Consider the following 20776-nt stretch of genomic DNA (forward strand, 5'->3'; position numbering starts at 1 on the left):
CCACCGGACAGGTTCTGTGTGGCGCCCCGGTCGCGGTTCGCGACGGGGGCGCCCGCCTGTCCGGCACTCCGCCGGGCGCCGGGCCCACCGCACCGCACCGCACCGCACCCGGGCGCCGGCTCATCTCGCCAGGCCGGCCAGCAGGTTCACCGTGACCGCGATGACGAACGCCCCGAACAGGTACGACACCATCGAGTGTCGCAGTGCCGTCCGGCGCATCTCGTTGCTGGTCAGTGACGTGTCGGAGACCTGGAAGGTCGTCCCGACGGTGAACGCCACGTAGGCGAAGTCCGAGTAGCGGGGCGGCTCCGACTGGTTGAAGTCGATCCCACCGTCCGGCCCGGTGTAGTAGATCCGCGCGTACCGGGCGGCGAACACGGTGTGCACCACCAGCCAGGACAGCAGCACGCTCAGCACGCCCAGCCCGCCGTAGACGTTGCGGGCGGCCGTGGCGGGCCCCCCGTGCGCGCTGGTCAACACGACGCCGACGGCCAGCAGGCTGGCCAGGCAGGCGGCGAGCAGCAGCGCGTCACGCGCCGCCCGGTTCGGGTCCTCGTACACCGCCAGTCGGGCCGTCCGCCGCGCGTCCATCGGCCACAGCTTGTGCCAGACCAGCACCAGCCAGCTCAGCGCCGCGGCGTCCCAGCCGGCCAGCGGCGCCAGCGCCGGCGTGGCGGCCAGCGCGGTGAGCCCGCCGACCAGCAGGCCGATCGCGCCCATCACGGTGAGCTGGACCGCGGCCGGGGTGTGCCCGACCGGCCCGCGCGTCGTCACCCGTCACCGGCGCGGGCCCGCCCGGCGCGGGCGCCACGCTCCGGCCCGGGAACGCCCGGGCCGGGCGCGCTGCTGGCCCGCGACGGCAAGGCTCAGATGCCGCGCAGGTGTTGCGACACGCGCTGGTGCCGCTCCCGGGCCTGCGCCGCCCGCTGCGCGGGGCCGACCTCGGGGGCCGCCTCGATGCCCGCGGAGCGGGCCACCTCGTTGCCGTTGGCGTAGTCGACCGGCGGCAGGGCCCGCAACGCCCGCAGTACGTCCGGCGGGGCGCCCTCCCGTTCGGCCTCGCGTACCACGTCGTCCTTCTCGGCCGGGTAGTCCAGGCTCGACAGGTACTGCAGCACGTCGGCGTAACTCGCCATGGTGTCGGCTCCTCCGGGGCATCGATCCGGTCACGACCGGCGGCGGTTACCCGCCCGGCGGGCCGTCACGCGCCGTCCCGCGCGGAAATCCCCGTCGTTTCCCGGCCGCGTCGGCGGGTACGCGCAGGCCCCGACGCAGCCCCAAGGAGCCCGGATGAACTACGACACCTTCGTCGACCAGGTCGCCCAGCGCACCCGTACCTCCTCGGAGCAGGCGGTGGCGCTGACCCGGGCGACGCTGGAGACCCTCGCCGAGCGGCTGACCGGTGGGGAGGTGCTGGACCTGGCCGCGCAGCTACCCAGGCCGTTGCAGCTCGTGCTGAAGCCGAGCCCGCGCACCGAGTCGGCGGAGCGGTTCGGCGCGGCCGAGTTCGTCGCCCGCGTCGCCGTGCGGGCCGGCGTGACCGAGCCCGCGGCGCGCGACGCCGCCCGGGCGGTCTTCGTCACCCTGCGCGAGGCGATCAGCGGCGGCGAGTTCGACGACGTGGTGGTTCAGCTCCCGCGCGACTTCCGGGACATGGTCGAGCCCGCGATGGCGCCGGGCGCGACCCTGCGCCGTTCCTGACCGCGCCGCCCGCCCGGCGGTGCCGGTCGTGAAGACCAAGCCGCGGTGGGAACCGGACGGTAGCGGCACCGCCCGCACGCGCCGCCCGTGGTGGTACGCCGCCTCAGGCGACGGCGCCGGCGGCGCGCAGGGCGGCGACCCGCTCCGGGGCGAAGCCCGCCCCGGCCAGCAGTTCGTCGGTGTGCTCGCCCGGCTGGGGCGGGGGGCGGCGCAGCGCGGTGGGGGTGCCCGAGAAACGGGGCGCCGGGGCCGGCTGGGTGACCCCGTCCCGCTCCACGAAGGTGCCCCGCGCGGCCAGGTGCGGGTGCTCCGGCGCCTCCCGCCAGTCGAGCACCGGCGCCACGCAGGCGTCGGAGGAGCCCAGCAGCGCCGTCCACTCGTCCCTGGTCCGGGTGCGCAACAGCCGCGCCCACGACCGGCGCAGCGCCGGCCAGTTCGCCGGGTCGGTGCGGTCCAGCGCCTCGTCCGGGGCCAGCGGGAAGCCGGTGCGCCGGACGAGTTCGTCGTAGAACCGCGGCTCCAGCGCGCCGACCGCCAGGTACCGGCCGTCGGCGCACTCGTAGGTGTCGTAGAAGGGAGCGCCGCCGTCGAGCAGGTTCACCCCGCGCGGGTCCTGCCACATGCCGAGCCGGCGCAGCGCGTGGATCTGGGTGCTGAGCACCGCCACGCCGTCGACGATGGCCGCGTCGACCACCTGCCCCCGCGCGCCGCCGCGCACCGCGTACAGGGCGGAGACCAGGCCGAGGGCGAGCATCATGCCGCCGCCGCCGAAGTCGCCGAGCAGGTTCATCGGCGGCACCGGGCGCTCGCCGGCCCGGCCGATGCCGTGCAGCGCGCCCGTCAACGCCAGGTAGTCGATGTCGTGCCCCGCGTACGGCGCCGCCGGCCCGTCCTGCCCCCAGCCGGTCATCCGCCCGTACACCAGCCGGGGATTCACCGCGAGGCAGTCTGCCGGGCCGACACCGAGCCGCTCGGTGACCCCCGGGCGGAATCCCTCGATCAGCGCGTCGGCGCCGGCGACCAGGGCCAGCACCACCTCCCGGCCGCCGGGGGACTTCAGGTCGACCCCGATCGAGCGGCGTCCCCGGTTGAGCAGGTCCGGGTGCGGGGTGCCGAAGGCGTCCGGGTCGACGTCCGTGGCCCGGTCCACCCGGACCACGTCCGCGCCCAGGTCGGCCAGCATCATCGCGGCGAACGGGCCGGGACCGATGCCGGCCAGCTCGATCACCCGCACGCCGGCCAGCGGGCCGGCCGGGACGTCCTCGGTCATCGGCACACCATAGGCGAGGCGCGTTTGCGTGGTAAGGGGTCGGGAACCCGCCCGCCGAGAAGCGGGAGGTGGCGTGGCCGACGACCGGATCAGGGTGGCGATGCTGCACGGTCCCGGTCGGCCCGACGCCGACGGCGTCAGCGACTACGTGACGCACCTGGTCGAGGCGCTCGACGGCGTCGGTGTCGAGGTGACCCCGGTGCCGGTGCGCCCCGACGCCGACCGGGGACGCTGGCGGGCCGCCACCGCCCGGGCCGCCCGCCGGGTCCGCGAGTTGGCCCCCGACGTGGTGCACGTGCAGTTCGCCCCGTCGGCGTACCGGTTCTCGGGGCAGCCCGGACTGCTGCCGTGGCGGCTGCCCCGGCGGGTGCCGCTGGTCACCACCCTGCACGAGTACGGCTGGTGGGCCTGCCCCGGCTGGCTGCCGGGGCGGCTCTGGTCGGCGGTGGAGCGGGCCCGCTGCTGGGACCGGGAGTCCGGCCGGCTGGTGCCCGCCAGCGCGGCCGTGATCGTCACGAACCCCGGCCACGGCGACGTGGTCCACGCGCGTACCGGCCGCCGGGCCACGCACATCCCGATCGCCCCGAACGTCGTCGACCACGTCGGCGCGTCCACCGCGGGGCTGCGCCTGCGGGCGGAGCTGGGCCTGCCGGAGGGCGCGCCGCTGCTGGCCTTCTTCGGTTTCGTGCATCCGGTGAAGGGACTGCGGTACCTCGTCGAGGCGCTGCCCGAGCTGCGGCGCGACCACCCGGACCTCCGGCTGCTGGTGGTCGGCGGCTTCACCTCCCAGGCGCTGCCCGAGCGGGAGGCGCGGGCGTTCCGCGCCGAGCTGACCGGGCTGGCCGGGCGGTGCGGTGTGGCCGACGCGGTGACGTTCACCGGGCACCTGCCCGCCGACCGGGTCTCCGCCGCGCTGCACGCCGCCGACGTGGCGGTGCTGCCGTTCACCACGGGGGCGAGCACGAAGAGCGGGGCCCTGCTCGCCGCGCTCGCGCACGGCGTGCCGACCGCGGTGACGCAGTCCGACGCCGGCGACGACGGATTGCGGCGCAGCGGCGCGGTGGCGGTGATCGGCGCCCGCCGGGACAGCGCGGCGGTCGCACGTACCGTCGGCAGGCTGCTCGCCGACCCGGTGCTGCGCCGCCGGCTCGCCGAACGCGGGCGGGCCTTCGCCGCCGCGTACTCCTGGCCGAGGGGCGCCGCCGCGCACCGTGACCTCTACGCCCGGACCCTGGGGCGCGCGGATGCCTGACCGGTACGCGGACATCCTGGTGGTCGACCTGCTCGGCGGGATCGGCGACCTGCTGATGCTGCTGCCGGCGGTGCACGGCCTGGCCCGCCGCAACCCCGGCGCGCGACTGCGGGTGCTCACCCACGATCCCGGGGCGGAGCTGGTGCGCGCCGACCCGGCGGTCGCCGAGGTGCGCACCCCCCGGCACGGCCGGCCGGGCGCCGAGCGGGACGCGGTCGTCGAGGCCCTCGCGGCCTCCCGGCCGGACCTGGCGGTCACCACCACCCGCTACGACGGCATCCCCGAGCTGCTCGAGGCCGGGGCCGGGCGGGCCGTGACGAACCTGTGGCGCGGCCCGCCGCCGGAGCAGCCGGTCGGCGACCGCTACCTGGAGATCCTCCGCGCCGAAGGGCTGCTCGGCACGGCCGACCAGGCCGCCCGGCCCCGGGTGCACCTGGGCGACGAGGCCCGGCGCGCGGGGGAGCGGGCGGTGGCTCGGCTGGTGGGGGAGCCCCTCGCGCCGCCGGTGGTGCTCGTCACCGACGCCGGGATGGCGGTCAAGCGCTGGCCGGACCGGCACTGGCGGGGGCTGGCCGGCGCCCTGACCCGGCGCGGACACCCGGTGCTCACCGTCGGCCCGGTCGACCCCGCCGCGCCGCTCGGGGTGCCGCTTCCCCGGGCCGACCTGCCCACCCTCGCCGGGCAGTTCGCGGCGGTGGGCCGGCGCGGCGGGGTGGTGGTCGGGCCGGACACCGGGCCGGTGCGCCTCGCCGCCGCGACCGGCGCCACGACCGTGGCGCTGTTCGGCCCCACCGACGCCCGGCGGTACGGGATGGGCGGCACCGACCTCCAGGGCCTGCCCGGCTGCGGCTACCGGCGGGCCACCGCCATCACCGAGCAGCCCTGCTGGTGGGAGGCGCGCTGCCCGCTCGACGCGGCCGGCCCGGCGTGCATGGCCGACCTCGACGTGGCAACCGTGCTCGCCGCCGTCACCGCCCGCTGAGCGGGGACGAAAGCCCCTCGACGACCCGTACCACACCGTGCGCGCGTGCTCCGGCGTGCCCCGTTTGCCGAGCCCACGGGCCTGCCCTAACCTTGTCGCGACGAGGGGAGTACTTCCCACGAGCCATCCCGGTCAGTACGGCGTGCCCGGAGCACGCCTCGGGTGGCTGCCCACGAAAAGTGGGTGAAGGAGACCTCGAACATGACAGGGTGTTCGAGGAGGCTCCATGTCCGATTTGCCATATCTTGCTGCCACCAGTCTCCAGTCGGTCGGCACCCCCACGCTGTGGGGCGTCACCATCGCCGCCGTGATCGCCCTGCTGGTGCTGGACTTCCTGGTCACCCGCAAGCCGCACGAGGTGTCGATGCGGGAGGCGCTGGGCTGGTCCGCCTTCTACATCGCCCTGCCGCTGGCCTTCGGCGTCTGGGTCTGGTCCCGCTTCGGCTCGAAGCAGGGCGTGGAGTACCTCACCGGTTACCTGGTCGAGAAGTCCCTCTCGGTCGACAACCTGTTCGTCTTCATGCTGCTGCTGGCCGCGTTCGCGGTGCCGGCCGAGCTGGCCCAGCGGGCCCTGCTCTACGGCATCGCCGGCGCGCTGGTGCTGCGGGCGGTGTTCATCGCCGTCGGCGCGGCGGCCCTGCAGACCCTGGACTTCGCCTTCCTGCTCTTCGCGATCATCCTGCTGCTCACGGCGGCGAAGCTGCTGCGCGACGCCGTCACCGGGCACGAGCAGGAAGTCGACATCAGCAAGATGCGCTCGGTGCGGCTGCTGCGCAGGTTCATGCCGGTCACCGAGGACTACCACGGCCCCAAGATGGTCGTCCGCCTCGCCGGCCGGCGGACGCTCACCCCGTTCGCCCTCGTGGTGACCGCGCTGCTCGCCACGGACATCGTCTTCGCCGTCGACTCCGTGCCCGCCGTCTACGGCATCACCAAGGACCCGTACCTGGTCTTCGCCACCAACGCGTTCGCCCTGCTGGGGCTGCGGGCGCTCTACTTCGTGCTGCACGCCGCGCTCAGCCGGCTCGTGCACCTCAGCTACGGCCTGGCGATCATCCTGGCGTTCATCGGCCTCAAGCTCGGCCTGCACTGGGCGCACGGCATCTGGAAGGGCGTGCCGGAGATCCCGACCCTCGCCTCCCTGGGCGTCATCATCGGCGTGCTGGTGATCGTCACCCTCACCAGCCTGCGGGCCACCAGCAAGGCCGGCGGGAAGGAGAAGGAGGTCGTGGTCGAACGGAACTGAGGCGTCACCCGTCACGGTGCGGTCCGGCCGACGCCGCCCCGCCGCCGCAGCCCCGGTGGTACGACTGACGGGTGGGAATCGTGTCACCGGGCTTCCAGGGCCGGCCCCGCTCCGCGGAGCCGGCCCTGCCGCCGGGGCAGTACCTGACGCAGGACTTCCCGGTGCTCTCCGCCGGCCCGACGCCGCGGGTGCCGCTGGAGACCTGGGAGTTCGTCGTCTCCACCGAGTCCGGCGCCGAGTTCCGTTGGAGCTGGGACGAGCTGATGGCGCTGCCCCAGGAGACCCCGGCCGTGGACATCCACTGCGTCACCCGCTGGTCGAAGCGGAACACCGACTGGCAGGGGGTCTCCCTGGACACGCTGCTGGAGGGCATCGGCACCGGCGCCCGGTACGCGCAGGCCCACTCGTACGGCGGCTACACCACGAACCTGCCGCTGGCCGACCTGCGCGGCGGGCGGGCCTGGATCGCACACCGGTACGACGGCGGCCCGCTGCCGGCCGAGCACGGCGGCCCGGCCCGGCTGCTCGTGCCGCACCTCTACTTCTGGAAGTCCGCCAAGTGGGTGCGCGGCATCCGGCTCACCACGGACGACCAGCCCGGGTTCTGGGAGACCGCCGGCTACCACGACTACGGTGACCCGTGGCGTGAGCAGCGGTATCAGGGCGATTGACCGCCCCGCTGCGTTGGCGGGTGGCCCGGCTGTGCGAACGCCGGGTGGAGACGCCGACCGCGCACACCCTGGTGCTGGAGGCGCCCGGCTGGCCGGGGCACCTGCCCGGGCAGCACGTCGACGTGCGGCTGACCGCCCCCGACGGCTACCAGGCGGCCCGGTCGTACTCGCTGGCCGGCCCGGCCGAGGGCGACCGGATCGTGCTGACCGTGCAGCGGGTGCCCGACGGCGAGGTGTCGCCGTACCTGATCGACGTCTACGCCGAGGGCGACCCGGTCGAGGTGCGCGGCCCGGTCGGCGGCTGGTTCGTCTGGCGGCCGGAGGAGACCGCCCCGGTGCTGCTGGTGGCCGGCGGGTCGGGCGTCGTGCCGCTGATGGCGATGGTCCGCGCCCGCCGCGCCGCCGGCAGCCGGGTGCCGTTCCGGCTGATCTACTCGGTGCGCACCCCGGCCGACGTGTTCTACGCCGACGAGCTGCGCCGCCGGGTCCGCGACGACCTGGGCCTGGACGTCGCGTACGTGTACACCCGCGAGGCGCCGCCGGGCTGGCGGGGCGAGCCGCACCGGATCGGGCTGGCCGACGTCAACAGCCACGGCTGGCCGCCCGAGCTGGAGCCGCTCTGTTACGTCTGCGGCCCGACCGGCTTCGTCGAGACGGTGGCGGACGTGCTGGTCGGGCTCGGCCACCAGAGCCGGCGGGTGAAGACCGAACGGTTCGGCCCCACCGGCTGAGCGTCGAGGAGGAGCACCCGATGACCGACACGTCGTACCTGGACGGCAACATGCTCGACGGCCCGCTGCGGGAGCTGTTCGCCGTCGACCTGAGCACCGCCGCCGGGCGGTGCGAACACTGCCGCGCGCTCGGCCCGCTGGCCGGGCTGCGGGTCTACCCGCACGCGCCCGGCCTCGTCGGCCGCTGCCCGAACTGCGCCGAGGTGATGCTGCGGCTCGTCCGCTCGCCCGGGCACGCCTGGCTGGACCTGCGCGGGGCCACCTTCCTGCGGGTGCCGATGCCGGCCGAGCAGCCGTACCCGGGCCCGCTGTGACGGCGGGTGAGGGCGACCCGACGCCGGCGGCCGGGCCGGACGGGGGCGACGTGACGGACGAGGCCCTGCGGACGCGGTCGGCGCGGGAGGTGTTCGACGACCACCTGCGGCTGGCCGCCGAGCACCGGTTCGCGGAGGACCTGGCGCGCAACGTCTCGCCGTCGTGCGTGGTCCTGGAACGCCGGGGCGTGTTCCGCGGGCACGCGGGCGTCGGGGAGCTGGCGCGCCTGCTGGAGGAGGAACTGCCCGGCGCCCGCTACGTGTACACGAACCGGCTGGTCGAGGGCCGGGTGGCGTTCCTGGAGTGGACGGCGCGGATCGAGGGCGTACGGGTCCGCGACGGGGCGGACTCGTTCCTCATCGAGCAGGGCTGGATCGTCGCCCAGACCATCCACTACACCGTGGAGCGGGTCGCCGGGGAGGCGGACCCTCCCGCGGGTCCGTGAGGGCCGGGGCGCGCCCGGGAGCGACTGGACAACGGCACAGACCACGGCGACAGTGGTTCGCCGTGAGATATCTGCGTACGGCGGGACCGGCCGCCATCCGTCGCCCCCGGCCGGACGACGAGGCCGAGTTCGTCGCGGCGGCCCGGCGCAGCCGCGACCTGCACCATCCCTGGCTCGCCGCGCCCGACGACCCGGCGCGGTACGCCGCCTACCTGCGCAAGATCCGCCGTCGGGACCACGCCGGTTACCTGATCTGCGACCGGGACTCCGGGGCGATCGCCGGCTACGTGAACATCAGCGGGATCCTCATGGGCGCGCTGCGCGGCGGCTACCTCGGCTACGCCGCCTTCCTGCCGTACAGCGGCACCGGGCACGCCTCCGCCGGCATCGGCCTGGTGGTGCGGCACGCCTTCGAGGCGCTCGGCCTGCACCGGCTGGAGGCGAACATCCAGCCGGGCAACGAGCCGTCCCGCCGGGTGGCCCGCAAGCTCGGTTTCCGGCTGGAGGGCTACTCGCCGGACTACCTGTTCATCGACGGGGCGTGGCGCGACCACGAACGGTGGGCGATCACGGCGCCGGCGCGTACGTAGGCCGGTGGCGGCCGGTCACGACCGCCACCGGCCGCCGGGTCAGCGTCCGGGCCGGCGTGCCTCGGGCCGCTGGCCGTCGAGGCGCACGAACCGCCCCTGCTTGTGCTCGACGCGCCGACGCTGCCGGGGCGTGAGCCGCGTGCGACCGCTCTGCCGCAGGTAGATCGGCTGCCGCCGGTCGTTCGACATCGGTGTGCTCATGGCGCTGTCCTCCCGTCGCTCGGGTGGCGGTGGAGCACCACCGTGCCGCCGGGGCGGGTGAGGTGAACCCACCCGCCCCGGGTGATCCGGCGCGGCCGAAGCGACGCGGTCGCGTCAGGCGCGCGAGGTGAAGGTCGCCAGGAACCGGTGCGGGGTGATCACCCCGGCGTTGTCGAAACAGACCACGTCCACCTCGACGTCCAGCCCCGTGGACCAGGGCTGGGTCAGGTGGCAGTAGTTCGACCCGACGCCCTGCGCCACCACCTGGGCGTGCGTCTGGCTGACCCCGAGCTGCGGGAACTTCGCCAGGTAGCGGCCGGCCGGGGCGATCGCGCCGACGGTGTTGGCGCCGACGCCCAGCACCGAGTTGTCGTTGGTCGGCCCGCCGACCGCGGTGCCCAGGTAACCGAAGCGCGACGGCGGGGCGAGCGAGCCGATCACCGGCCGCCGCCGGTGGTAGGACAGGGCGAAGTCGGTGGCCGCCGGCGCCCCGGCCTGGTCGAAGCAGGACACGTTCGCGGCCACGTCGATCCCGGCGGCGGACCAGCTGTCGATCTTGCAACGGCGCGGCGCCGCGTTCGGCTGCACCGCGGTGACCTGCACGTCACCGGCCAGTGCGCCGGCGAGCCCGACGCCCGGCAGCTTCACCGCCCACTGGCCGATCCCCAGCGGGCCGAGGCCGTTCGCCGCCCCCGTCGAGTTGTACGACTGGACCAACGCCCCGCCGGCCTGCTGGACGTACGCGTGGGCGGTGCCCGCCGGCAGCACGCCGCTGCTGGTGGTCCACAGGACGGTGAACGGGGTGTCGTCGCGGTCCCCGCCCGGCTTGTGGCACTGCACGTCGACGATCTGGTCGGCGCCGGAGGAGAACCAGCGGACGACCTCGCAGTAGTGGCCGGTGCGGTTGACCGGGGTCACGTGCGGCACCCCCCGCGCGCCGGCGCCGATCTGCGGGAAGCGCACCTGGAAGCGGCCCGGGGCGAGCTTGCCGCCCTGCGCCCAGGCGGCGGGGAAGGCGGTCTTCCAACTGCCCCACTGCCGGGTGGTGTCGAGCACCGTCCAGGCCGGAACGGTCGGGTCCTGGACGTAGGCGAAGCCCCACCGGTCGGCGGTGGCCGCCGCGGCCGGGCTGGCGGGCGCGAGCGTGCCGGCCGCCAGCACGGCGGTCAGCGCGGCGGCGGCGAGCGAACGGAGTCGCATCTTTCCTCCTGGTGACGAGGGACGGTGGGCAAGCAGCATGCGCCCGTCATCCGGGCCGTCACAGTCGGCAACCGCACAGTCGCGTGTCGCAAGTCCGCCGCTGTCGGCTCCCGGCCTCGGTGCCCCGTCGGTCGCGTGCGCGTCGTTCGCCGCACACGGTCCGCGCCGCTTCGGTCCGCGCCGCTTCACCCGGAGCGGGTGATGACTCACAGCGACGGTCTTCCTACGGTGGAGTCATGGCTGTCGTCCGTCCGACCCCCGCCGACCCCACACCCGGCCTGCGGGCCACCGCCGGGGAGAGCGGCGACCAGCGGGCCATGCCGCCCGAGCTGGGCCCTGACTCCATCGCCGTGCTCAGCGGCCCGACCTTCATGTACTCCGACCCCTGCGGGGACGTGCCGCCGGGCAGCATCGGCGGCCTGGTGCACCTGGACACCCGGCTGCTCAGCGGCTGGGTGCTCACCGTCAACGGCGAGCAACTGCTGGTGCTGCGCGCCGAGACCATCGACCACTACTCGGCCCAGTACGTGCTGACCAACCCGGCCCAGCCGGACCTGCCGCCGGACAGCCTGGGCATCCGGCGGCTGCGCTACGTCGGCGACGGCTTCCACGAGCGGGTGGAGATGGTCTCCTTCCGGCCGGAGCCGGTCCGGTTCGAGCTGCGGCTGGCCGTCGGCGCCGACTTCGCGGACCTGTTCGAGGTCAAGTCCGGGGTCCGGGACCGCTCCGCGGAGATCACCCGCGACCACGCGCCGGACGGCTCGGAGCTGTGCTTCTTCTACGCGCGGGGGGACTTCGCCGCCGAGACCCGGGTCCGCTGTTCCCGGCCGGCCGACCGCGTCGAGGGCGACGAGTTGGTCTGGGACGTCACCCTCGACCGCCGCGAGGAGTGGCAGCTCGACCTGCACGTGCCGCTGCCGCCGGGGATGGGGGTGGTGGAGCCGGTCCGGGGCGACATCGCCGACGTGTTCCACCGGCGGGCGGACGACCCGGTGCGCCGGTGGACCCTCGGGCGGGCGGTGCTGCGCAGCGACAACCAGGCCCTGGAACGGACGATCCGGCAGTCCCGCGACGACCTGGCGGCCCTGCGGTTGGACCTGGAGGTCAAGGGGCAGCGCATCATGCTCCCCGGTGCCGGCCTGCCCTGGTTCCTCTCCGTCTTCGGCCGCGACACGCTGATCACCGCCTACCAGACGCTGGTCGCGGGCCCGACCCTGGCCAAGGGCGCGCTGCTCGCGCTGGCCCGGTTGCAGGGCGACACGTGCGACGACTTCACCGACGAGGAGCCCGGCAAGATCCTGCACGAGGTGCGCAGCGGTGAGCTGACCCGGACGGGGCTGAAGCCGTACGGGCCCTACTACGGCTCGGCGGACGCCACCCAGCTCTGGCTGATCCTGCTCTCGGAGTACTGGCGGTGGACCGGCGACGACGACACCGTCCGCTTCCTGCGCGACGACGCGCTCGCCGCGCTGCACTGGATCGACCGGTACGGCGACCGGGACGACGACGGCTACGTCGAGTACGCGACGCGCTCCCCGGAGGGGCTCGGCAACCAGTGCTGGCGCGACTCCCCGGACGGGGTCTGCTTCGCCGACGGCCGCATCCCGGTGCTGCCGATCGCCACCAGCGACCTGCAGGGCTACACCTACGACGCGAAGCTGCGGCTGGCCGAGCTGGCCGACGGCCCGCTCGCCGACGCCGGCCTCGCCCGGCGGCTGCGCGCCGAGGCAGCCGCGTTGTACGAGCGGTTCAACCGCGACTACTGGCTCGACGAGCGGGGTGGCTTCTACGCCGTCGGGCTGGACGGCGACAAGAACCCGATCGACTCGAAGACCTCGAACATGGGCCACCTGCTGTGGAGCGGGATCGTGCCGGCGGAGCGGGCCGGGACGGTCGTGCGGCAGCTGATGGCCGACGACATGTTCTCCGGCTGGGGGATCCGCACCCTCTCCAAAGACGAGCGGCTCTACAACGCCCTCGGCTACCACCTGGGCACCGTCTGGCCGCACGACAACTCGCTCGCGGTGCTCGGCATGGCCCGTTACGGCTACCGCGCGGAGGCGAACCGGGTCAGCCTGGCCCTGCTGGAGGCGGCCGAGCAGTTCGGTCACCGCCTGCCGGAAGCGATCAGCGGGTTTCCCCGGGAGCGGCTGCTGTTCGCCGTGCCGTACCCGACCGCGTGCAGCCCGCAGGCGTGGGCGACCGGCACCCCGCTGGCCCTGGTCAGGGCGATGCTCGACATCAACCCGGTGGACGGCCGGCTGGTGCTCGATCCCGACATCCCGCCCGAGATCGGGCGGATCGCCGCCGACCGGGTGCGGGCCTTCGGACGCTGCTGGGAGGTGGAGGCGGTCGGGCGGACCGGACACGTCCGGCTGGCCGAGTGCTGAAACGTCCGACCCGCCACGTTTGTCCCGCCCCGGGGTGGGAACGGGGCCGCAATGACGAAACCTCGTGTGGTGATCGTGGGGGCCGGGTTCGCCGGTTACCACGCGGCGAAGACGTTGAGCCGGCTGGCCCGGGGTCGGGCCGAGATCGTGGTGCTGAACTCCACCGACTACTTCCTCTACCTGCCGCTGCTGCCCGAGGTGGCCGCCGGCGTGGTCGAGCCCCGGCGGATCTCCGTGCCGCTGACCGGGACGCTCGACGGGGTGCGGGTGCTGATCGGCGAGGCCGACCACGTCGACCTGCAGAACCGCTGGGTCGGCTTCACCCAGCCGGAGGGGGACCGTAACCGGATCGCGTACGACCGGCTGGTGCTGGCCGTCGGCAGCGTCAACAAGCTGCTGCCGATCCCCGGCGTGACCGAGTACGCCCACGGCTTCCGCGGCCTGCCGGAGGCCCTCTATCTGCACGACCACGTGATCCGGCAGATCGAGCTGGCCGAGCAGACCGAGGACCCGGCCGAGCAGCAGGCGCGCGCCACCTTCGTGGTCGTCGGCGCCGGCTACACCGGTACCGAGGTGGCCGCGCACGGCCAGCTCTTCACCGACGAACTGGTCTCCCAGCGGCCCCGACTCAAGATCCGCCCGAAGTGGCTGCTGCTCGACGTCGCGCCCCGGGTGCTGCCGGAGCTGGACCAGCGGATGTCAAAGACCGCCGACCGGGTGCTGCGCCGCCGGGGCGTGGACGTGCGGATGGGCACCTCGGTGGCCGTGGCGACCGCCGACGGGGTGACGCTCACCGACGGCGACTACGTGCCCACCTGCACCCTGGTCTGGTGCGTCGGCGTGCGTCCCGACCCGTTCGTCGCGGAGCTGGGACTGCGCACCGAGCGGGGCCGCCTGGTCGTCGACGAGTTCCTCAGCGTCCCCGGCTTCCCCGAGGTGTACGCCTGCGGCGACGCGGCCGCCGTACCGGACCTGACCCGGCCCGGGGAGATCTGCACCATGACGGCGCAGCACGCGCAGCGGCAGGGCAAGCTGGCCGCGCACAACATCGCCGCCTCCTACGGGCAGGGGAAGCGCCGGCCGTACCGGCACCACGACCTGGGCTGGGTGGTCGACCTGGGGGGCAAGGACGCGGCGGCGAACCCGCTGAAGGTGTCGCTGTCCGGGCTGCCCGCCAAGGCGGTCACCCGCGGCTACCACCTGCTGGCGATGCCGGGCAACCGGATCCGGGTGGGCGCCGACTGGATGCTCGACGCCGCGCTGCCGCGCCCGGCCGTGCAGCTCGGCCTGGTCCCGGCCAACGCCGTGCCGCTGGAGAGCTCCTCGCCGGAGGTGGCCGTCCGGGCGCGCTGACCCGCCGTCGACCGGGCGAGGAGACGCTGAACCTGGCGCCCGCCGCCGCCATGGAGGTGGTCACGGCCTCCCGGCGCGCGTGTGCGGAACGGAAGGCCCGCCCCGGTGCCCTGCCCCAGGGGCCGCCCGCGCCGAGAGTCCCGGGGCAGGGCCGCCTCAGCGCGCGGCGAGGGCGGCGTCGGTGGCGGGACGGGCACCGGCGACGAACGCGTCCAGGGCCGCCCCGTGCAGCACCCCGCCGGGCACCGGATCCCGTGCGACCCGGGCGGACAACCGGGCCACCGGCAGCCGGCCGGGGCTCGGCGCGGCGGCGAACACCACGTTGCCGTACCGCCGCCCGCGCAGCATCCGGCGGTCGGCGACCAGGCAGACGTCGGCGAAGACCGCCCGCAGGGTGGCCGCCTGGACCCGGGCGAAGACCAGCGGCGGCAGGTCGGTCACGTTGACCAGGAGTACCCCGTCGGGGCGCAGCGTCCGGGCCACCTCGGCGACGAACTCGACGCTGCGCACGTGGGCGGGCATCCGCGCCGCCCGGTAGATGTCGGCGAGCACCAGGTCGTAGCCGGCCGAGGGCGCCCGGGTCACCGCGTCCCGGGCGTCGGCCACCCGCACGTCGATGCTGGCGGGCAGCGCGGGCAGGTGCCGCGCCACCAGGTCGACCACGGCGGGATCGCGTTCCACGACCAGCTGCGGCGAGCCGGGCCGGGTGGCGGCCACGTAGCGGGGCAGGGTCAGCGCGCCGCCGCCCAGGTGCAGCACGTCCAGCGGGCGGCCGGACGGCGCCGCCAGGTCGGCCACGGCGGCCATCCGCCGCACGTACTCGAAGTGCAGGTGCCGGGGGTCCGCCACGTCCACATAGGACTGCTCGACGCCGGCGGCGAGGAGCGTACGCCCGGTGGGGCGGGCCGGGTCGACGACCAGCTCCAGCCGGGGCGCGTCGGAGGGGTGGTCCACTCCGGCAGGCTAGCCGAGCCGGGGCGGGCCGGCGGGTGGCGCCCGCCGGCCCGTACGCCGGTCAGCCGGCCGCCATCCCGGCGCCCGCCTCGTCGATCGCGTCGTCGACGGCGTGGGCGAGGTCCACGTCCATCGCGGTCACCGCGCCGGCCTGCCGGGACCGTACGGTCAGCACGGCGGTGGTCGGGTCGGGGCGGCCGATGCGCGGGCCGCGACCGGTCTCCTGCCGCAGCCGGTCGATCCGGTCCAGCACCCGGTCCAGGTTGTCCGCCGGCAGTTCCAGCGTGCGGGACAGCGCCTCGCCGTCGCCAGACCAGTACGGCAGCTCGCTGAGCGCCTCCCGCAGGTCCGTGTCGCGCAGCGGGGGTGTCGCGCTGACCGCGCCGACCACCCCGCCGCCGACGGACGGCGGCTCCAGCAGGTCACGCAGGCCGTCCGGCACGTGCAGCGACTCGATCAGGTCGCCGTCGTGGTCGGCCAGCGCCGCCACGGTCGCCTCCGCCTGGTAGCGGGCCTGCTCCGGGGTACGGCCGCTGATCCGGCCCACCTCGGCCAGGAAGCCGGGCAGGTCCGGGCGTCGCCTGATACCGTCCACCGGCAGGACGTCGTGCAGCTTCGTCGGCACCGCCGCCAGCAGCCGCCGGCGTTCCGTCTCGCCGAGGGCGAAGGCCAGCACCAGCACGGTCGACTCGACGCCCACCTTGGCGGTCCGGAAGTCGGCCCCGGTACGGCGGACGACGTCGTCGACCAGCGCGTGGTAGCCCAGCGGAGTCCCCTCCGGCGTGCCCGCGCCCTGGTCGGGCAGGGGGCGGGGGGACTCCGCGACGCCCGCCGGTGGCGGCGCCGGCCCGCCCCGGGTGCTGTCCGGCTTGTGGCGGCTGCCGGCCGGCGGCGGACCGGCGCGCTTGCCCTGCTCCAGGTGGGTGAGCTGCTTGGAGGCGCTCAGGCTGGCCCCCGTCTCGCTGGCCTGCATGCCGCGCTCGCGGGCCTGGCGGGCCAGCGCGCGGCGACGCTGGTTGTCGCCCTCCATCTGCTTGCGCATGGTGACACCTCGCTTCCGCTGGTGTTCCTCGCTTCCGCCGGTCGCCTTCCCGCCGTCGCCGGCACCGAAACGGACGCCGGCGGCCGGGCCGGCGACGCCCGGGCGGGCGGCGGGACAGCTTCATCCGGCGGGGGTGAGGGGCGGTCACCCGGCGGGAGCCGACGATCGCAGCGGACCGGAGAACTTCCGAGAACGCGGAAGGACAGGTCGTGATGAAGAGGATCGTCGAGATCGTTCCCGCCCGGCCCGGCTGGTACGCCCGCTGGCGCCTCTCGGCCGAGGACACCCGCTGCTACCCGGTGAGCCTGTGGGCGCTGCTGGAGGAGGGCGACGGCTCGGGTCGCGAGGTGGTCGGGGTGGACTGCATCGGGCAGTGGCCCGGAGCGGACGACAACGAGGCGGGTGGGGTGTTCGTCCGTTATCTCTTCCAGACTCCCGATTCCGGGCCGCCGGAGGACGCCGAGCCGCCGTCGACGGGGCAGCGGCGGACCACCGGACCCCGGCTGCAACCGCTCACCGCACCCTGATCCTCACTCCGGCCCCCGGCCCCTGGTCCCAGGGTCGGGGGCCACCCCTCGCCCGTGCGGAGCGGGCCGGACTCAGCCCGCCCGGCGGGCGGCGCCGTCGATGGCGTGTTCCACCGCGAGCAGCTCGGTCAGGCCGGTGCGGTCGAGCAGCTGCCGGAGCTGGGGACCGACCCCGGCGAGCCGGACCGCGCCCGGGCCGCCGTGACGGGCGGTCAGCAACGCGCTGAGCCCGGACGAGTCGCACAGGCTGACGGCGCTCAGATCGAACAGGAGCTCCTGGTGGCCGTCGCGGCGCAGTTCGGCGGCGGCGGCGACGAGCTGCGGGGCGGTGTCGAAGTCCAGCTCACCGGACAGCCGGAGCCGGGCGCGCCCGGCGTCGAGCCGGGTCACCTCGATGGTCAACAGCTGGGCGGCCATGCGCCCATGTTCCCAGTCGCGGGGCCGGGTGCAAAGCGGGGGGCCGGGCGAACTTCGTCAGGCCATGCCGGTGGCACCCTCCGCCGCCGCCAGGCCCTCGCCGAGCGGCCGGGCGAGCAGGCCCGTGACGCCGGTCATGTCGAGGATCGTCTCCAGGAACCGGGGCACGGCGCGCAGCCGGAGGGCGGTGCCGCACTGCTGCCCCTCGCGCCACGCGTGCACGATCACCCCCAGGCCGGTGCTGTCGATGAAGAGCAGGCCGGAGAAGTCGAGGACGAGGGCCGCCGGAGCGTCGGCGAGCACCCGGTCGACCTCGGCGCGCAGCGGCCCGGCGGTGGTGTAGGCGAGGTCGCCCCCGACCCGGATGAGCGGTGCGGCCGGATCCGACCGGTCGACGGTCATGCTCAACGGAGTCGCCTCGGGTTGGCTCCGATGGGACAGCAACGATCACGCCCTTTCGCCGGCCGCCGAGGGGCGGGGTGAGGGGATCGTAACAACGCGGAGCAGGTCCCGCCCGGCACGCGACCGCCGACCGCACGACGGGCGTCGGGTGGCGGTCGCGGCACACGGGCGTAGGGTGGGTGTCAGAGATCTGACCACATGTGCCGCCTCGCGGTGGTACGGGTGTCGACAAGGAGTGGGGCTCAGCTGGTGACTGCTGCGGACGTCCGGGACTGGGATCCCGGCGACGGGCGGATCTCCACGCCGAGTGCCGCACGGGCCACGGCGTGGTCCGCCGGCACCCCGGCACGCCCGGCCTCCGCGCTGCCCGGGCTCGCGGCCGACCGGGAGCACGCGACGCCCGACTGGTCCGAGGTCGTCGAGCACTTCCGCGAGGGCCTGGTCGTCTGCGACGCGCAGGGCGTCGTCCGGCACGTCAGCCCGGTGGCCGAGCGGCTGCTGCCCGAGGTCACCCCGGGCGAGCTGCTCGCGGCGGCCAATGTCTCGGGGCTGAGCGCCGACGGCGAGTTCACCCACCACGGCCGTCGACTGCGCGCGCGCCGGGTGCCGCTGTCGGCCGCCCGCTGCTGCTGGTACGTCGAGGACGTCACCGAGAGCGTCACCCGTGCCGACGCCCTGCTCGCCGAGCGGGCCCGCTCGGCGTTCCTGGCGGTCGTCGGCGAGAAGCTGGGCAATCCCCTGCACCCGGACCGGGCCGCCGCGGCGGTGGTCCGCCTCGCCGTGCCGACGTTGGCCGAGGTGGCGGTGCTGGTGCTGGCACCCCGTTCCGGTCGGGCCCGCTGGTGGCGGGCCGCCCGCAGCGACGACGACGCCCCCGTGGTGGACAGCGGCGTACTGCCTGCCGTCGACCTGCCCGCGGCGATCACCGAGGGGCTGGACGGCGTGGAACCGCACACCGTCGACTGGCTGGCGGAGCAGGCCGTGGACGCCGGCTGGCTGCCCGGGCTGACCGCGGCGGAGGCCTGCGCGCGGGTGGTGCCGCTGCCCGGTCGCGACGCCCCGGCCGGCGTGCTGCTGGTCGCGCGGCGCGTCGACCGCTGGTACGACGAGGCCGACCTGGACCTGGCCCGTGCCTTCGCGGCCCGGGCGGGGGCGGCGCTGACCACGGCGCTGCTCTACCGCGACCAGGCCGAGGTCGCCGACACGCTCCAGGCGAGCCTGGTGCCGGTGGAGCCGGCCGAGGCGACCGGGGTGCAGTGGGGCACCGCCTACCGGCCGGCCCAGGCCGGGTTGCGCATCGGTGGCGACTTCTACGGCTCGCACCGGCTGGCCGACGGCGGCTCCGTGTTCTTCCTGGGCGACGTCTCCGGCAAGGGCGTCGAGGCGGCGGTCTTCACCGGCCAGCTGCGTCAGTGCCTTCAGGCGCTGCACCGGGTCGAGTCGCAGCCGGGGCGCCTGCTGAAGCTGCTCAACGACGCGCTGCTGGAGACCAGCCAGGCGCAGGGGCAGGGACGTTTCGCGACAATGGTGCTGGGAGTGGTCCGCGCGCACCGCGAGGGTGGCCTCACCCTGACGCTGGCCGGCGGTGGTCACCTGCCGCCGCTGGTGCTGCGCGGCTCCGGCGAGGTCGAGCCGGTCCCGCTGTCGGGCATGCTGGTCGGCGTGGTCCCCGATCCCCGGATCGGGGAGGTGACCGTCCGGCTGGAGCCGGGCGAGACCTGCCTGCTCTACAGCGACGGGGTCACCGAGGCGCGCGGGGGCCGCCGCGGCAACGAGCAGTTCGGCACGGAGCGGCTGGTGCACGCGGTCACCGGCTGCCAGCGGATGCCCGCACCCGCCCTGGCCGAGCGCGTCGAGCAGGTGACCTGCGACTGGCTGGCCCACGGCGACCACGACGACATCGCCGTGCTCGCGCTGCGCGCGACCGGTCCGGGCGGGCGTACGCCCAGGCACCTGCACGCGGTGCCCGACGCGAGCGGCACCGCCGAGGTGAGGGAGACCCGACCGTGACCGCCGCCCCGACCGCCGGGGTCACCCCGGCCGACGCCTGGAGCGGATACCTGGACTGCCTCCAGGAGGCGGACGAGTACGCCGCCATCGAGGTGGCCACCGGCCTGCTCGAGGCCGGCGTGCCCGCCGAGCGTGTCCTGCTCGACCTGGTCGCCCCGGCGCAGGCCGAGGTGGGGGAGCGGTGGGCGCGCAACGAGTGGAGCGTCGCCCAGGAGCACGCCGCGACACACATCAGCGAGCGGGTGGTGGCGGCGGTGGCGGCGTACGCGAACCCGCGCCCGACGCGGGGCCGGGTCGTGGTGGCCTGCATGGACGGCGAGTGGCACGCCCTGCCGCCCCGGCTGGTCGCCGAGGTGCTGCGGCTGCGGGGCTGGCAGGTCACCTTCCTCGGCGCGAGCGTCCCCGCCCCGCACCTGGTGTCGTACCTGCACCGGCACGACGCCCACGCGGTCGCGCTCGCCTGCGCGCTGCCGATGCGCCTGCCGCACGCGCACCGCATGATCGAGGCGTGCCGGCGCGTGGACGTCCCCGTGGTGGTGGGGGGCCGGGGGTTCGGCGCGGACGGCCGCTGGGCCCGGCGGCTCGGCGTCGCCTGGGCGCCCGACGCCCCGACCGCCGCAGACCTGGTCGCCGACGAGCGCGCGCTGCGCCGCGTCCCGCCGGCGGAGTTGAGCCACCTGGCCGACGACGAGTACACCAGCCTGGTCAAGCGGCGCGGCGAGCTGATCGACGGCGCGCTGGCGGACCTGCGGGAACGCAGCCCCGGGACGCGGGACTACACGCCCAGCCAGCTGGACTCCACCGTCAGCGACCTCGGCTACATCGTGGACTTCCTGGCCGCCGCGCTCTACGTCGACGACGGCTCGCTGTTCACCGAGTTCGTCGACTGGCTGGTCGAGATCCTCACCAGCCGGGGTGTGCCGGCCCCCACGCTGCGGTCGACTCTGGAACACTACGGACGGGTCCTGCGCGACTTCCCCCGGGCCGCGCGGTTCCTCGGGGCGGCGCGGGCGTCCGTGGCCACGGTGGGCGGCGCCGGGTCGCGCTGAGCGCCGGTGCGACCGCGTCCGGCACCCC

General features: G+C 75.3%; 23 protein-coding genes. 14 read left to right on the top strand and 9 right to left on the bottom strand.

Annotation, left to right across the window (positions count from 1 at the left end; all coding sequences use genetic code 11):
- Window positions 1-120 precede the first annotated feature (120 nt).
- Both DER29_RS14830 and DER29_RS14835 read right to left on the bottom strand, forming a co-directional pair.
- Window positions 121-774, bottom strand: a complete 654-nt coding sequence (locus tag DER29_RS14830; RefSeq protein ID WP_199729297.1) for a DUF1345 domain-containing protein — start codon at window positions 772-774, stop codon at window positions 121-123.
- Window positions 775-866: 92 nt separating this feature from the next.
- The gene (locus tag DER29_RS14835; RefSeq protein WP_121397872.1) at window positions 867-1136 is read right to left on the bottom strand and encodes a DUF2795 domain-containing protein; all 270 of its coding nucleotides are present in this window, start codon (window positions 1134-1136) and stop codon (window positions 867-869) included.
- Window positions 1137-1290: 154 nt separating this feature from the next.
- On the opposite strand from DER29_RS14835, the gene DER29_RS14840 reads away from it, so the two are divergent.
- A complete protein-coding gene (locus tag DER29_RS14840) occupies window positions 1291-1701 on the top strand; it encodes a DUF2267 domain-containing protein (RefSeq protein ID WP_121397873.1) in 411 nt (136 codons plus the stop codon).
- Between the two features lie 103 nt (window positions 1702-1804).
- On the opposite strand, the gene DER29_RS14845 is transcribed toward DER29_RS14840, so the two are convergent.
- Window positions 1805-2971 (bottom strand): CaiB/BaiF CoA-transferase family protein, encoded by a 1167-nt coding sequence (locus DER29_RS14845; protein ID WP_121397874.1) that lies wholly within the window; start codon window positions 2969-2971, stop codon window positions 1805-1807.
- A gap of 73 nt (window positions 2972-3044) precedes the next feature.
- On the opposite strand from DER29_RS14845, the gene DER29_RS14850 reads away from it, so the two are divergent.
- The 8 genes from DER29_RS14850 (at window position 3045) to DER29_RS14885 (ending at window position 9203) form a co-directional block, all read left to right on the top strand.
- A complete protein-coding gene (locus DER29_RS14850; protein WP_121397875.1) occupies window positions 3045-4223 on the top strand; it encodes a glycosyltransferase family 4 protein in 1179 nt (392 codons plus the stop codon).
- On the top strand, window positions 4216-5205 hold the full coding sequence (locus DER29_RS14855) for a glycosyltransferase family 9 protein (RefSeq protein ID WP_121397876.1): 990 nt from the start codon (window positions 4216-4218) through the stop codon (window positions 5203-5205). Before DER29_RS14850 ends, DER29_RS14855 begins: the two co-directional genes overlap by 8 nt.
- A 226-nt stretch (window positions 5206-5431) precedes the next feature.
- On the top strand, window positions 5432-6451 hold the full coding sequence (locus tag DER29_RS14860; RefSeq protein WP_121397877.1) for a TerC/Alx family metal homeostasis membrane protein: 1020 nt from the start codon (window positions 5432-5434) through the stop codon (window positions 6449-6451).
- An 80-nt stretch (window positions 6452-6531) separates the two neighbouring features.
- Window positions 6532-7122 (top strand): sulfite oxidase-like oxidoreductase, encoded by a 591-nt coding sequence (locus tag DER29_RS14865; protein WP_199729447.1) that lies wholly within the window; start codon window positions 6532-6534, stop codon window positions 7120-7122.
- The gene (locus DER29_RS14870) at window positions 7119-7853 is read left to right on the top strand and encodes a ferredoxin reductase (RefSeq protein ID WP_121397879.1); all 735 of its coding nucleotides are present in this window, start codon (window positions 7119-7121) and stop codon (window positions 7851-7853) included. Before DER29_RS14865 ends, DER29_RS14870 begins: the two co-directional genes overlap by 4 nt.
- A 20-nt stretch (window positions 7854-7873) precedes the next feature.
- The gene (locus tag DER29_RS14875; RefSeq protein WP_121397880.1) at window positions 7874-8167 is read left to right on the top strand and encodes a DUF6510 family protein; all 294 of its coding nucleotides are present in this window, start codon (window positions 7874-7876) and stop codon (window positions 8165-8167) included.
- Window positions 8164-8613 (top strand): hypothetical protein, encoded by a 450-nt coding sequence (locus DER29_RS14880; protein WP_199729299.1) that lies wholly within the window; start codon window positions 8164-8166, stop codon window positions 8611-8613. Before DER29_RS14875 ends, DER29_RS14880 begins: the two co-directional genes overlap by 4 nt.
- Before the next feature lie 62 nt (window positions 8614-8675).
- A complete protein-coding gene (locus DER29_RS14885; protein WP_121397881.1) occupies window positions 8676-9203 on the top strand; it encodes a GNAT family N-acetyltransferase in 528 nt (175 codons plus the stop codon).
- Window positions 9204-9242: 39 nt separating this feature from the next.
- Here DER29_RS14885 and DER29_RS34165 read toward each other — a convergent pair whose 3' ends face one another.
- Entirely contained in the window at window positions 9243-9404 is a 162-nt protein-coding gene (locus DER29_RS34165; protein WP_158619026.1) for a hypothetical protein, read from the bottom strand.
- A 114-nt stretch (window positions 9405-9518) separates the two neighbouring features.
- A complete protein-coding gene (locus DER29_RS14890; protein WP_121397882.1) occupies window positions 9519-10604 on the bottom strand; it encodes a hypothetical protein in 1086 nt (361 codons plus the stop codon).
- 236 nt (window positions 10605-10840) lie between these two features.
- Here DER29_RS14890 and DER29_RS14895 point away from each other — a divergent pair, with 236 nt between their 5' ends.
- Complete coding sequence (locus tag DER29_RS14895) at window positions 10841-12994, top strand: glycogen debranching N-terminal domain-containing protein (protein WP_121397883.1); 2154 nt, start codon at window positions 10841-10843, stop codon at window positions 12992-12994.
- 51 nt (window positions 12995-13045) lie between these two features.
- Window positions 13046-14347, top strand: coding sequence for an NAD(P)/FAD-dependent oxidoreductase (locus DER29_RS14900; protein WP_121397884.1), 1302 nt, complete (start codon window positions 13046-13048; stop codon window positions 14345-14347).
- A 156-nt stretch (window positions 14348-14503) separates the two neighbouring features.
- Here the strand turns inward: DER29_RS14900 and DER29_RS14905 are convergent, their stop codons facing one another.
- Both DER29_RS14905 and DER29_RS14910 read right to left on the bottom strand, forming a co-directional pair.
- Window positions 14504-15301 carry a spermidine synthase gene (locus DER29_RS14905; RefSeq protein ID WP_121397885.1) on the bottom strand — a complete coding sequence of 266 codons (798 nt, stop codon included), beginning with the start codon at window positions 15299-15301 and terminating at the stop codon, window positions 14504-14506.
- A 61-nt stretch (window positions 15302-15362) separates the two neighbouring features.
- Window positions 15363-16343, bottom strand: a complete 981-nt coding sequence (locus tag DER29_RS14910; protein WP_121397886.1) for a DUF2267 domain-containing protein — start codon at window positions 16341-16343, stop codon at window positions 15363-15365.
- 212 nt (window positions 16344-16555) lie between these two features.
- Between DER29_RS14910 and DER29_RS14915 the strand changes: the two genes are divergently transcribed.
- Window positions 16556-16870, top strand: a complete 315-nt coding sequence (locus tag DER29_RS14915; RefSeq protein ID WP_121397887.1) for a hypothetical protein — start codon at window positions 16556-16558, stop codon at window positions 16868-16870.
- 72 nt (window positions 16871-16942) lie between these two features.
- Here the strand turns inward: DER29_RS14915 and DER29_RS14920 are convergent, their stop codons facing one another.
- Both DER29_RS14920 and DER29_RS14925 read right to left on the bottom strand, forming a co-directional pair.
- Window positions 16943-17287 (bottom strand): STAS domain-containing protein, encoded by a 345-nt coding sequence (locus tag DER29_RS14920; RefSeq protein WP_121397888.1) that lies wholly within the window; start codon window positions 17285-17287, stop codon window positions 16943-16945.
- 57 nt (window positions 17288-17344) lie between these two features.
- Window positions 17345-17689: an STAS domain-containing protein gene (locus tag DER29_RS14925; RefSeq protein ID WP_121397889.1), complete on the bottom strand. Its 345-nt coding sequence runs from the start codon at window positions 17687-17689 to the stop codon at window positions 17345-17347.
- A gap of 249 nt (window positions 17690-17938) precedes the next feature.
- On the opposite strand from DER29_RS14925, the gene DER29_RS14930 reads away from it, so the two are divergent.
- Both DER29_RS14930 and DER29_RS14935 read left to right on the top strand, forming a co-directional pair.
- A complete protein-coding gene (locus DER29_RS14930) occupies window positions 17939-19699 on the top strand; it encodes a PP2C family protein-serine/threonine phosphatase (RefSeq protein ID WP_121397890.1) in 1761 nt (586 codons plus the stop codon).
- Complete coding sequence (locus tag DER29_RS14935; RefSeq protein WP_121397891.1) at window positions 19696-20748, top strand: B12-binding domain-containing protein; 1053 nt, start codon at window positions 19696-19698, stop codon at window positions 20746-20748. Before DER29_RS14930 ends, DER29_RS14935 begins: the two co-directional genes overlap by 4 nt.
- Window positions 20749-20776: the final 28 nt, after the last annotated feature.

The organism is Micromonospora sp. M71_S20 (genome assembly GCF_003664255.1).
Taxonomy (GTDB): Bacteria; Actinomycetota; Actinomycetes; order Mycobacteriales; family Micromonosporaceae; genus Micromonospora.

Bases quoted from the DNA above. Each gene is read 5' to 3' on its own strand.
- DER29_RS14835 (WP_121397872.1), bottom strand. From the start codon at position 1,136: ATGGCGAGTTACGCCGACGTGCTGCAGTACCTGTCGAGCCTGGACTAC.
- DER29_RS14840 (WP_121397873.1), top strand. From the start codon at position 1,291: ATGAACTACGACACCTTCGTCGACCAGGTCGCCCAGCGCACCCGTACC.
- DER29_RS14845 (WP_121397874.1), bottom strand. From the start codon at position 2,971: ATGACCGAGGACGTCCCGGCCGGCCCGCTGGCCGGCGTGCGGGTGATC.
- DER29_RS14855 (WP_121397876.1), top strand. From the start codon at position 4,216: ATGCCTGACCGGTACGCGGACATCCTGGTGGTCGACCTGCTCGGCGGG.
- DER29_RS14860 (WP_121397877.1), top strand. From the start codon at position 5,432: ATGTCCGATTTGCCATATCTTGCTGCCACCAGTCTCCAGTCGGTCGGC.
- DER29_RS14875 (WP_121397880.1), top strand. From the start codon at position 7,874: ATGACCGACACGTCGTACCTGGACGGCAACATGCTCGACGGCCCGCTG.
- DER29_RS34165 (WP_158619026.1), bottom strand. From the start codon at position 9,404: ATGAGCACACCGATGTCGAACGACCGGCGGCAGCCGATCTACCTGCGG.
- DER29_RS14890 (WP_121397882.1), bottom strand. From the start codon at position 10,604: ATGCGACTCCGTTCGCTCGCCGCCGCCGCGCTGACCGCCGTGCTGGCG.
- DER29_RS14895 (WP_121397883.1), top strand. From the start codon at position 10,841: ATGGCTGTCGTCCGTCCGACCCCCGCCGACCCCACACCCGGCCTGCGG.
- DER29_RS14900 (WP_121397884.1), top strand. From the start codon at position 13,046: ATGACGAAACCTCGTGTGGTGATCGTGGGGGCCGGGTTCGCCGGTTAC.
- DER29_RS14910 (WP_121397886.1), bottom strand. From the start codon at position 16,343: ATGCGCAAGCAGATGGAGGGCGACAACCAGCGTCGCCGCGCGCTGGCC.
- DER29_RS14915 (WP_121397887.1), top strand. From the start codon at position 16,556: ATGAAGAGGATCGTCGAGATCGTTCCCGCCCGGCCCGGCTGGTACGCC.
- DER29_RS14920 (WP_121397888.1), bottom strand. From the start codon at position 17,287: ATGGCCGCCCAGCTGTTGACCATCGAGGTGACCCGGCTCGACGCCGGG.
- DER29_RS14925 (WP_121397889.1), bottom strand. From the start codon at position 17,689: ATGACCGTCGACCGGTCGGATCCGGCCGCACCGCTCATCCGGGTCGGG.